This is a genomic window from Gordonia desulfuricans NBRC 100010 (assembly GCF_001485495.1).
GTDB lineage: Bacteria > Actinomycetota > Actinomycetes > Mycobacteriales > Mycobacteriaceae > Gordonia > Gordonia desulfuricans.
This window is the reverse complement of sequence record NZ_BCNF01000105.1, coordinates 1-11596: the sequence shown is the minus strand read 5'-3', so window position 1 is coordinate 11596 and position 11596 is coordinate 1. Positions and strand designations below refer to the sequence as shown.

The 11596-nt window shown below is 68.1% G+C and carries 8 protein-coding genes; 4 read left to right on the top strand and 4 right to left on the bottom strand.

Going from position 1 to position 11596, the window contains the following annotated elements:
• Window positions 1-390 precede the first annotated feature (390 nt).
• The gene (leuA, locus tag GD1_RS16870; protein WP_059038417.1) at window positions 391-2241 is read right to left on the bottom strand and encodes a 2-isopropylmalate synthase; all 1851 of its coding nucleotides are present in this window, start codon (window positions 2239-2241) and stop codon (window positions 391-393) included.
• Window positions 2242-2624: 383 nt separating this feature from the next.
• Between leuA and GD1_RS16865 the strand changes: the two genes are divergently transcribed.
• Window positions 2625-3032: a hypothetical protein gene (locus GD1_RS16865; protein WP_152972647.1), complete on the top strand. Its 408-nt coding sequence runs from the start codon at window positions 2625-2627 to the stop codon at window positions 3030-3032.
• Window positions 3033-3079: 47 nt separating this feature from the next.
• Here GD1_RS16865 and GD1_RS16860 read toward each other — a convergent pair whose 3' ends face one another.
• From GD1_RS16860 to GD1_RS16850, 3 genes are read right to left on the bottom strand one after another with little or no spacing between them, the layout of a single operon-like run.
• The gene (locus GD1_RS16860; protein ID WP_053776633.1) at window positions 3080-4366 is read right to left on the bottom strand and encodes a condensation domain-containing protein; all 1287 of its coding nucleotides are present in this window, start codon (window positions 4364-4366) and stop codon (window positions 3080-3082) included.
• On the bottom strand, window positions 4366-5745 hold the full coding sequence (locus tag GD1_RS16855) for a condensation domain-containing protein (RefSeq protein WP_059038415.1): 1380 nt from the start codon (window positions 5743-5745) through the stop codon (window positions 4366-4368). The genes GD1_RS16860 and GD1_RS16855 overlap by 1 nt, the downstream gene beginning before the upstream one ends.
• Window positions 5742-7190, bottom strand: coding sequence for a condensation domain-containing protein (locus GD1_RS16850; RefSeq protein ID WP_053776634.1), 1449 nt, complete (start codon window positions 7188-7190; stop codon window positions 5742-5744). Before GD1_RS16850 ends, GD1_RS16855 begins: the two co-directional genes overlap by 4 nt.
• 709 nt (window positions 7191-7899) lie before the next feature.
• Between GD1_RS16850 and GD1_RS16845 the strand changes: the two genes are divergently transcribed.
• The 3 genes from GD1_RS16845 to GD1_RS16835 are packed head-to-tail and all read left to right on the top strand — an operon-like array spanning window position 7900 to window position 11562.
• The gene (locus GD1_RS16845; RefSeq protein WP_244882827.1) at window positions 7900-8853 is read left to right on the top strand and encodes a glycosyltransferase family 2 protein; all 954 of its coding nucleotides are present in this window, start codon (window positions 7900-7902) and stop codon (window positions 8851-8853) included.
• 10 nt (window positions 8854-8863) lie between these two features.
• A complete protein-coding gene (locus tag GD1_RS16840; protein ID WP_059038414.1) occupies window positions 8864-10237 on the top strand; it encodes an amino acid adenylation domain-containing protein in 1374 nt (457 codons plus the stop codon).
• A complete protein-coding gene (locus tag GD1_RS16835) occupies window positions 10234-11562 on the top strand; it encodes a glycosyltransferase (RefSeq protein ID WP_244882824.1) in 1329 nt (442 codons plus the stop codon). The genes GD1_RS16840 and GD1_RS16835 overlap by 4 nt, the downstream gene beginning before the upstream one ends.
• The last annotated feature ends 34 nt before the right edge of the window (window positions 11563-11596 follow it).

The following is an 11596-nucleotide window of genomic DNA, read 5'->3' as shown; positions in this document are numbered from 1 at the left end:
GGGCCACCCCATTTTGCAACAGCCCCCTTCGGGCTCGGTCCCGGCTCAATCATCAAGGGGTGGTGGGTGCTTGGGCCGGTGAAGGACGGCTCGCGGCTCGATCATCAAGGGGTGGTGGGTGCTTGGGCCGGTGGAGGACGACTCGCGGCTCGATCATCAAGGGGTGGTGGGTGCTTGGGCCGGTGGAGGACGACTCGCGGCTCGATCGTCGAGGGGACGTGGGTGGTTGAGCCGATGAGGAGCGGAGCGACGAGGCGTGTCGAAACCTCGGAGGCCGACGACGCGAGGCGACCACCAGGGGACAACGGGAAACAGAAAGGGCCGGACACTGCGAGGATCGCCCGCGGTGTCCGGCCCAGGTCTGTGGTGATGTCTACTCTGCGGTGATGCTCACGGGGCCCAGGTCCGGGGTGCGGCGTCGGCGGCCTCGGGTGCTGCGGCGGTCACCCGGTGTGCCCGGTTGACGGCGGAGACGACGGCCCGCAGCGACGCGGTGGTGATCGACGACGCGACACCCACGCCCCACACGGTCTCGCCGTTGACCTCGGCCTCCACATACGACGCGGCATTGGCGTCGCCGCCGGCGGTCATCGCGTGCTCGCTGTAGTCCAGTACCCGGACCTCGAAGCCGACGGTGCCCAGGGCGTCGACGAATGCGGCCAGCGGCCCGTTGCCCGACCCGGAGATCTCCTTCTCCGCGCCGTCGACCTTGACCACCGCGGTGATGTGGTCGTCGCCGTCGTCGGTCTCCGATGCGTCGACCTTCTGGCGCATGCGCTCCAGCGGCAGGATCGGATGCAGGTACTCGTCGGCGAAGACGTCCCACATCTCCTTCGGTGAGACCTCGCCACCCTCACCGTCGGTCAGCTTCTGGATCTCGCGGCTGAACTCGATCTGCAGGCGCCGCGGCAGGTTCATGCCGTGGTCGGTCTTCATGATGTAGGCGACGCCGCCCTTGCCGGACTGGCTGTTGACCCGGATGACGGCCTCGTAGTTGCGGCCCACGTCCTTCGGGTCGATCGGCAGATACGGTACGGCCCAGGTGATGTCGTCGATGTCGGCGTCGGCCGCGTCGGCGTCGAACTTCATCTGGTCCAGGCCCTTGTTGATCGCGTCCTGGTGGCTGCCGGAGAACGCGGTGTAGACCAGGTCGCCGCCGTACGGGTGACGCTCGGGCACGTTCAGCTGGTTGCAGTACTCGACGGTGCGACGGATCTCGTCGATGTCGGAGAAGCTGATCTGCGGGTCGACACCGCGGCTGAACATGTTCATGCCCAGGGTCACCAGGCACACGTTGCCAGTGCGCTCACCATTGCCGAACAGGCAGCCCTCGATGCGGTCGGCACCGGCCTGGTAGCCCAGTTCGGCTGCGGCAACGGCGGTTCCGCGGTCGTTGTGCGGATGCAGGCTCAGGATGATCGAATCGCGGCGGGCCAGATTGCGGCTCATCCACTCGATCGAGTCGGCGTACACGTTGGGGGTGGCCATCTCCACCGTCGCCGGTAGGTTGATGATCATCGGCTTCTCCGGAGTGGGGGCGATGATCTCGGTGACCGCGTCGCACACCTCCTTGGCGTAGCTCAGCTCGGTGCCCGTGTAGGACTCCGGCGAGTACTCGTAGCGCCAATTGGTGTCGGGGAACTTCTTCTCCTCCTCCAGCACCTTGTGCGCGGCATGTGTGGCGATCTCGGTGATCTTGTCCTTCTCGGCGCGGAAGACCACGCGTCGCTGCAGAACCGAGGTGGAGTTGTAGAAGTGCACGATCACGTTGGACGCGCCCTGGCAGGCCTCGAAGGTGCGCTCGATCAGCTCGTCACGGCACTGGGTCAGCACCTGGATGGTGACATCGTCGGGGATGGCGCCGTCTTCGATGATCTCGCGGACGAAGTCGAAGTCGGTCTGGCTCGCCGACGGGAAACCGACCTCGATCTCCTTGTAGCCCATCCGAACCAGCAGCCCGAACATGCGCCGCTTGCGGGCCGGGCTCATCGGGTCGATCAGCGCCTGGTTGCCGTCACGCAGGTCGACGGCGCACCACAGCGGTGCGCGGCCGATCACCTTGTCGGGCCAGGTGCGGTCGGGGACCGACACCTTCTCCACCTCGTCGGCGAACGGGCGGTAGCGATGGACGGGCATCGCCGAATTGCGTTGGGGGTTCCACACGGGCTGGCCGGCGGGGATGGGTCCGGCGGGCTCGACGATACGGCTCGCGCCCGAGGTGAAGCTGTCTGCTGGTGCCATTGGTCAATCTCCGAGATCTGGAAGAAAAAGGGGGAAGATGACCGGCGCATGATGGGGCCCCGCGACGGAGGGCCGGTCGTTCAGACCCCGCCGCGGCAACCGAGAAGGAGCGCGCGCTGCATGCATTCGACCTTACTCCTCGCGTTACGGCCAGATCAAATGACCCCATTTACCGTGGCGCCCGCCCCGACTGCGCGCCGGGGTCGGCCGGGATTGCCGGATTGGTCGATATTGTGCCTGTGACCTGCGGAAATTGTCAGGAGATCGGCAGGGTCGGGACCGCTCCGAGACGCCTCGACGCGCCTAGCGTGGAAGGTGTCACCGTCCCCCGACCGAACGAGGACCACCAGGGCCCGCACGGGGGTGACGGTCAGGAGGAGATCATGTCCACTCTCAGCCGTCCGCTGGTCCGACGCTGCGCATCGGTGCTTGCCGGAACCGCGGTCGCCGCGGCCGGAATCGGGCTCGCCGCCGGTACCGCGAGCGCCGACGCGGGGCCGTCCACACCGATGGCGGGTACCAACTGCGTCGTCGCACAGGGGGAACGCGCGCTCCGCGCCGAGGCGCCCGACATCTACGCCCACATCGAGCAGTACCCGACGTCGGCGCAGGGCCTGGAGAACGTCTTGGCCCTGAGTCCGGGCGACCGTGCCGACGATCTGTCGATCGCGCATCCCTACAACGACTCCGGGCTCATGAAGTTCCTGGGTGTGTCCGGGTGGTCGCATGACGAACGCCATGCCGCGACGGCGGCGATCGAACAGGCGGCAGCCGATTGCGCCGCCTACTGACCGCCGCAACCTACTGACCGCCGCAACCTACTGACCGCCGCAACGGGTCAGGACGCGCGGACCCGCATGTCGACGACGGTGCCGCCCGGCCGCAGCCGACGGACCAGTCCGTCGATGACGGTGCCGATGACGGCGTCGGCGGCCGGCCGTGCCGGATACCGCACGCGCAACTCCAGCCCGTGATGACCGCGGGAGAACCACAGCTGGGCGGTGTCGGTGGAGGTGACCGCTGAGATGTGCTGTGCACCAGGCAATGCCGGCCCCAGCTTGCGGTAGTCGAGGTAGGACACCATGAAGATGTCCTCCGAGACGAACTGCGGTGCACACTCGGCGAGCACCTGCTCGAGCGGCAGCGTCGACAACCCGGCCGCGTGCCGCAGCCAGGCGTCGGCGGAATCGGGGTTCCCGGCCTCGACGACCACCGGCGCATTGGAGACCATCCAGCCCGCGGTGTTGTGCCACCCGGATCGGGAACCGCCACGGGTGTGGATCGGGATCAGCGTGGCCAACCGGTCGGGTCCGCCGGCATCGGCGACCGCCGCGGCCAGCTCGGCGAGGATCGTGGCGAACGGCCGCGAGCTCAGGGCGGTCTCGGCGGCGTCGGCATCCAGGATGTGGATCACCGTGGTGTGCTGCGGATCCCGGCCCTCGCCGAGCGGGATCGGGAAGGCCGGCAGGGCGCCGTCGGTGGCGGCGAAGAAGTCCTGCCAGACACCCATCAGCTCGGCGCGCCGCTCGGCGGTGAGATCGGCCAGGATCGAACCGGTTCCGTCCTCGGCGCAGCAGCGCTCGGCGAAGTCCTCGCCGGGGCGGGCGGCGCTGTCCGGATCGGCGTACAGCTCGGCCATCCGGCGCAGCACCAGATCGATGGTCAGCGCGTCGGCGTGTGCGTGGTCGAAGGCGCACACGAGGGTGCTGCCCAGCAGTCCGAAGAACAGCCCCGGGACCCGTCCGGCATGGCAGCGTTCGTTGATCAGCGATGTCACGAAGCTGTGCCACACCCGGCCCACCAGGCGCGGACGCACCGACACCTGATCGGGCTCGAAGACGTCCTGGCGCGGGTGATCGCCCACCGTGAACCGGGCCCGGAGTGCGTCGTGCTCACCGAGGAACCGCTCGACAGCCGTGGCGACCTTCGCCGGATCGTTTGCCGCACCGGGCAATTCGACGGTACCGGCCAGCCATGCGCCGCGTCCGAGCTGTTGGGCGCGCAGGTGATTGCCCTGGTTGAACGCGACCGGCAGATCTCGTCGCGGCGGTTCACCGGTCCACGACACCACGAGTTCGGTCAACTGCCCGGACAGGTCGATGACATCCATCGCGGTCACATGCATCAGGCCACCTCACCCTCGAGCGCCACGGCTGTGGCGATGACGTCGCGCACCGTGGCGAAGAATCGGGTGACCGATTCCTGTGCCACCGGATTGCCGGGATACTGCGTTCCGATATGCAGACCGTCGGCGGTCCGCCACGCCCACATCGACGCATTGCGGGTGCGTCCCTCACCGGTGAACACCACCAGATCGCGGGTGTTCGGCGCGGTGGGGAACCACCGGAAGTCGAGCAGGTTGACCATCTGGGGGCTGACCACCACGGACGGGTCGATCACGCCCTGCATCAACAGGATTCCCAGCACGGCGTGGACCGGGTCGGCCGATGCACGCTTCATCGCCTCCACCGCGGGCCCGGCCTGGGCGAGGACCTCGGCGAAGTCGGTCGACGGGACCGGGAAGCCGAGCGGCGCGAAGTTGACATACCAGCCCTGCGACGCCATGTGCTCGCCGGTGCGGCTGCTGAGAACCGTTGCCGTGGCATACCATTCGCGGTCGTCGACGAGTCGGCCGGCGATCGCCAGCGCGGTGTGCAGCACGGCGGTGAGTCCGGTCCCGTGCTGCTTGGCGAGGGCGACCAGGCGGTCGGTGTCCTCGGCGTCGGACAACTTCTGCTCGGCAAACCACACCGGTTGGGGCTCATCGTTTTCCAGCCCGAGTGGGAGCGGGAACGCCGGGATTCGGCCGCCGGATTCGGTCAGCACGTGGCGCCACCGGGCCACCGACTCCGAGTCCGGCGTGACCTGACCCGCACGGCCGTATTCGTCGGTGATGTAGTCGATGTGGCTGCCGTGCGTCGTCACCAGCGGCGACGCGGAGTCGCCCCGGTAGCGGGCCAGGATCTCGACGAGTCCGAGAACCTGCGAGGCGCCGTCGCCGTAGGCGTGATCGATCCCGAAGTACAGATCGAACGATCCGGGGCGGCTGACCGCGCCGACCGCGCAGCCGGGAAAGGTGTCGAAGACCGCCTCGGTGGGCAGACGCCGGTCGAGGTGCGCGAGCGGATCGGTGTCCTCCGACGGTGTCGCCACCAGCGAGATGTCGGCGGCGTCGACCACGTACCGGATCGGTTGACCGTCGTCACCGATCCGGAACGACGACCGCAAACCCTCATGGGCACCGAGGAATTCGGTGAGGGCAGTCGTCATCCGGTCGATGTCGAGACTTTCGTCGACGTGCACGGTGCTGCAGGTGTAGCCGCGGTGCACCCGGCCGTCGGCGCGCTGGACGAGCACCGCGGAGATGTGATCGCGCTGCAGGAACGACGGTCCCACCGGATGGGCGGGTGCCGCGGCCGCCGCGGCGAGGGTCGCCGCCGACGGCGACCAGTCGAGGATGGTCCCGGGTTCCGGCGACCAGTCGTCGTCGTCGATCAGCCTCACAGCTGCTCCACCGCGTCGGGTGACCCGGCGGCTTCGGAGGTGTCGGTCAGCTGCAGGTCACCGTTGGTCGCGACATCGCGCAGGACCGCCGCGAACTCGCCGATCATGGCGTGGATCGATGCCGCGGCGACCTCGTTGTTCGGGAAGCGCAGCGAGATGTTCATGCCCTCGGTGGTGCGGTTGACCCAGATGTAGACCTCGTCGTTGTTCGCGATCCGGCTCCGCAGGGCGCGGTCGCGGTCGGTCCAGGTGGCCGCGCCCGGGAGGAACCGGGCGTCGACGAAGGAGACCGCGAAGCGCGGGGTGTCGAGCATGCCGGCGAGCGCGGCGATCCGCGGGTACGGCTGATGGGTGAGGGCGGCGTGACGGCGTACACCGGCGTCCACCGAGGCGAGGGCGGCCGAGAACGACGGGGCGTCGCCCAGGGTGATCGACGCCGGGACCAGGCCCACGTACCAACCGGCCGCGGCGAACGACTCGGGGGTGGTGCGGGTGTGCATGGGCATCACGAAGCGGGTCTCGCGCTTGCCGGTGAGGCGGTGCAGCGCGGTGGTGAGGGCGGTGAACGCCCCGGTCGACAGCGACGCGCCGTGCCGCTTGCAGGCGGCGTTGAAGGCGTTGGTCTCCTCGGCCGACAACAGCCACAGCGACAGGCTCGACTGCTGGCCCGCGACGTCGTCGGTGGGGACGGCCGGCTGGGTGGGCAGCGGGAACCGCGGCATGGCGGGGACGTCGGAGCCGTCGTCCCAGAATTCCTGCCAGGGTGCGAGCGCGGAATGGTCGGCGTCGATGCCCAGGCCGGCCTCGTGCTCGGTCACGCAGTAGTCGACATAGGAGCCGCAGGCCGGCAGCTCGGGTGCGCGACCCTCGCCGAGAGCCTGGTAGAACTCGTTGATCTCGGTGATCAGGAGGAGCTGGCTGTAGGCGTCCATCACGGAGTGGTCGGCGGCGAGCACGACGATGACGCCTTCGGCGGCCTCGATCATCGAGTCGGGTTCGATGGTGACCGCCACCACGTGCGGCCAGTGGGCGGCGCTCAGATCACGTGCGAAGAAGTCCTCGATGTGGCCGCAGATGTCGCTGCCCGGGTCCCGCTCGGCCGGGCGGGAGGTGACGGTGACCGCATCCGGCGAGATGCCGAAGCGCTGCAGCCCCTGATCGGTGAGGCGGGCGGAGGTGCGGAACGCGTCGTGGCGGGCGATCCACAGTGCCAGCGCATCGGCGAAGCGCTGCGGGTCGAAGGCGCCGATCAGGCGGAACGCGGTGCCGATCCACGAACCCAGGGGGTCGACGTGATCGGAGGTCAGCGCGTGTCCGAGGTGCGCCTCGTGGTTGGGTGACAGAGGTCGCTCATCCGGTTGCCACGCCCCGGAGTCGACGGCGGGGATCCATTCGGTGATCCGGCCGGTGGGCAATGGATAGTCGGCGAGTTCGGTGTACTCCATGGCGATCCCCCTGGGGTGATGAGTCAAAACGGGTTGGCACGCGAGGACGGCTTGCACCGCACGCAGACGCGTGTCGTCGGGGGGTGTGGAAACCGGAGTACCAGCATGTATTCCACGAACACCGCCCCGCACTCGGTGAGACCCGTCACGCGGGGAACCACCGGAATGCGGTTGTGTCAACACCGCCGGCGACGTTGCGCGACAGCTGTCCGGCGCCCTTCAGCCCCAACTCTGAAAGGCGTCGCGGAAAAGACATTAACCCGAAAACGTCAGCGGTTTCCAGTGCAAACAATCCGGTATTTGCACCCTTGCCTCACGGAATCGCATGGGGCACAATCAATGCTCCCAATTCTCGGCCGACACCTGCGAAGACGGATCCTGCGGAGGTCGTGATGGTTGTCACGATCAGGGTGAACCGGAAATGAATTCAGGGAATCCTACTGTGAATTAAAGTTACAGAAACCCTGGGGAAACGTGAGTTCACAGCGACTTGGCAGCGATCATATTGGATCACTCGATCAGGCATGTGTCTTTTGCCCCGCTCAGCAGGCTGTCCTACACTCCGGATCGGGACAAGGCGGGGGTCGCGTCCCACATCGGAGGCACGTTCGCGTTTTGCGATCGACAATTGTCGGTGTGGAGATGAAGCACCGTGATTGCCATACCCAACAATGGGTTCTGCAAAATCAACCGTGGAGGACGTGAGATAGTGACCTCGAGCACAGGGTCGGCGGATAGTGCCGGACCGTCCTCTGAGGGGGACGCCACCCGGGTGCGACTGTCGGTCGTCATCCCGGTCTACAACGAGCAGGACACCATCGGAGAGTGCCTCGGCCTGCTGATCAAGCAGATCGAGCACATCGCCGAGGTCGTCGTCGTGGACAACAACTCCACCGACCGCAGCCGCAAGATCGTCGAGGACGCGATGAGTGGCTGCCCGGTGATCACCATGATCGACGAGACCCGGCAAGGGCTCGTCTACGCCCGAAACGCCGGCCTCGACGCCGCCACCGGGGATGTCATCGCGCGGATCGACGCCGACACCCGGGTGCCCGAACGGTGGGCGCAGACCATCGTCGAGTTCTTCGAACACGACGCGGAGAAGGAGTGGGCGGCCCTCTGTGGTCGCGGCGCGGCATACGGTCTGCCGTTCGAGGGGTGGACCAGCAAGTGGAAGGCGCGACTGCGTCCGGTCTTCGACGCCCTGCCATCGCGGTCCACCGCGGCCGCCCCGGAGGACATCGCCGTCCGCGAATCGCCGGTGCTCTACGGCTCCAACATGGTGGTCCGCCGGGAGACCTGGGCGGCCATCCGGGACACCGTCAGCATGCGCCGCGATGTCTTCGAAGATGTCGACATGGGGTTGTGCGTTCGAGATATCAACGGTCGCAACGCCTTCCTCACCTCCATCACGGTCGGCGTCTCGCCGCGCCGGATGGAGACCGGGATGCTCGCCTTCATGGAGTACATGAGCTTCCTGCCCCGGACCCTGCTGCTGCACCGCCGCTACGGCATGGCCGCCACCGTGGTGCTGGGCTACCTACCGCCCCTGTTCGCCGTGCACGGTGCGAGACTGGTGATGATCCGCGCCTATGACCCGCAGACCGCGAGTTTCTCGGTCCGCAATTTCTGGCGTCCGACGGCGCAGCGCTGCCTGCCGTGAGGAGATGACGATGACGGCCGAGACGGCCACCACCCCGACGGGCCGATCCGCGACATCCGGGGCCGGTCCGTTACGGGTCGCCGGACCCGACGAGTCCTTCCTGCTCGCCGAACAGCGACTCGGATTCCGTACCCCGGTCCAGTACCTCTGGGTACTCGACGACGATCCCGGTGCCGATGCGGTGGAGAAGTTCGCCCATGTGATCGCCGGTGGGCAGTTGAATCGCGCGGTCGCGCGGCGACGGGTGCCCGGGGCGCGGGGACGGTGGGTGCGTTCGAGCATCCCCCCGCAGGTCCTGCACCTCGGCCGGATCGACGACGACGCGGTCGGACCGTGGGCCGACGGCATCCTGCGCACCGCCGACCTGCACGCGCCCGAGGGCCTGGCATGGAAGCTGTGCACCGTGACCACGACCCGCGGACGTCGTGTGGTGGCCTTGCTGATCTCTCATCTCGTCGCCGACGGCGAGGCCATCATGCGGGCACTGATCGCCGCCGCCGACGGCCACCTCGACCCGCTGCCCGATCCCGCTGTCGCCCGGGGCCGCCGTGCCGTCCGGGAGGACGTGACCGATGCGGCCACCCAGCTGCGTGCAGCCGCACGATCGCTGAAACCGATCATGCGCGAGATCCGCTCCAAGCGGCCGGCGAAGTCGGAGGCCACGCCGGCCGTCCCTCGTCCGCCGGTCACCTACGATCCGCTGCGGGTCGCACTGGCGACCGTCGACCTCGACGCCGCGGACTTCCACGAGCTGGCCCGCCGGTACCACGGCACGGTCAACACGCTGTTCACGGCGATCGTCGCCGGAATCGCCCGTCGTGCAGGGCATCCCGACTCCGAGGAACTCCGCGTCAGTGTCGCGGTGAGCAAACGCGGTGGGCCCGAAGACCGTCGGGCCAACGCCTCCGGCGGCATCTGGCTGCGGCTGCGTGACGGCGAGGACGCCCCGTTCGACCTGGGCGGGATCCGCACCCAGAGCCGTGAGGCCTTCACCACCTATGCCGAGAGCGGCAACGACGTCCCCGACGAGACGCTGTCGGTGGTGCGGTTGCTGCCGCGCAAGGTGCTCGGTGCGCTGCTCCCGCTGGTGCCCGCACCCGACGTCAGCGTCTCCAATCTCGGTGTGCTGAACGAGAAGGTGCAGACCATCTGCGGGGTCCGCGCATCGTCCTTCGTGTTGCGGCTGATGGTCCAGGAACCGGTCGGGGGTGCCCGCGCCGACATGCCCGGACCCGGCATGTCCGGCTGGATCGTGCAATACGACGACCGGATCACGTTGTCGTTCGCCGCGTTCGCGACCGAACGCTTCGGCGACGACGAAGGGTTGCGGGCACTGGTCGACGCGGAACTCGCCGCCTGGGATCTGGAACACCGGTTCTGGTGAGTCCCGCGCACATCGTCTTCCTGCTGTACGGCTCCCGGGGAGATATCCAGCCGGGTATCTGTCTGGCCACCGAACTGCTGCGGCGAGGCCATCGGGTGACCGCGGTGGTGCCGCCGAACCTCGTCGACCTCGTGGCCTCGGCCGGTGTGCCCACCGTGTACCCGGTGGGGCGCGACACCGACCGGCAGTGGTCGTCGGACACCGCCCTCGATGCGCAACGATCCCGGAACCCGTTGACCAAGGCGAGGTTTGCGCTCGACACCGTCGTCGATGGCATCCGATCGTTCGACGACGGCCTCATCCGGCTGTTCGTCGACGCCGATCCGACGACCGGCAAGCCGCCGGTCCACGACGTCGACCGGCTGGTGGTCGCGCCGATCTGTCAGGCCCGGGGGATGGCGCTCGCCGATCGGCTGGGCGTCGTGCTGACCGTGTTGCGGTTCGCGCCGATGTCGCCGAACTCCTGGTACGGGCCGGTACCGGGAGTCGCCGATGGTCTGGGCCCCCGCGCGACCCGGGCGGCCTGGCGGGCCTACAACTCCGTGGTGTGGTCGTCGACCCGACACGGAGAGAACAGATTTCGGCGTCGGATCGGTCTCGCCACGATGCATCGACCCTGCCCCGACCGTCTGGCGGCCCGCCGGATCGTGCAGATCCAGGCCTACGACCCGGCGATCGTCCCGGGCCTCGGCGACGAGTGGGGAAGTCTCAAGCCGATCATCGGGTTCCTCGACCTCGCCGCGCAGGACCGCCGGCACCTCACGGAGGTGTCGGGGCATGACACCGATCTGACGGCCTGGCTCGCGGACGGAAGCGCACCGGTCTACGTCGGGTTCGGATCGATGCCGATCGCCGATCCGGACCGGATCTCCGAGATATTCTGCAGTGTCGCAGCCGAATCCGGTCTCCGGCTGATCCTCGCGTTGGGTGGCAGACCCGGCCGTGACCCGCAGCACCCGGATGTCTACCACGTCGGCGCAGTGGACCACTCGTGGCTGTTCCCCCAGTGTGCGGTGGTCGTCCACCACGGGGGCGCCGGCACGACCGCGGCCGTCCTCCGATCGGGGACACCGGGCGTGATCTACGCTTTCACCGCCGAACAGCCGTTCTGGGCCAATCGGATCGCCGCACTGGGGGTGGGAGTGGGACGCCGCTTCTCCGCATTGAGTCGCGAGACCGTCGGCGAGGACCTCCGAGTGGTGATCGGTGACGGAATACGTGATGCAGCAAGAGAATTCGCGGCACAGATGGTGACGCCGCAACAGGCTGTCGCAACCGCTGCGGAACTCGTCGAGGAGCGCAGTCGAGCACTGGCGACACCCTAGCCGACGAGTCGGAGGTGGTTGGGGACGCGTGCCA

Bases quoted from the DNA above. Each gene is read 5' to 3' on its own strand.
- GD1_RS16860 (WP_053776633.1), bottom strand. From the start codon at position 4,366: ATGCATGTGACCGCGATGGATGTCATCGACCTGTCCGGGCAGTTGACC.
- GD1_RS16865 (WP_152972647.1), top strand. From the start codon at position 2,625: ATGTCCACTCTCAGCCGTCCGCTGGTCCGACGCTGCGCATCGGTGCTT.
- GD1_RS16850 (WP_053776634.1), bottom strand. From the start codon at position 7,190: ATGGAGTACACCGAACTCGCCGACTATCCATTGCCCACCGGCCGGATC.
- leuA (WP_059038417.1), bottom strand. From the start codon at position 2,241: ATGGCACCAGCAGACAGCTTCACCTCGGGCGCGAGCCGTATCGTCGAG.
- GD1_RS16840 (WP_059038414.1), top strand. From the start codon at position 8,864: ATGACGGCCGAGACGGCCACCACCCCGACGGGCCGATCCGCGACATCC.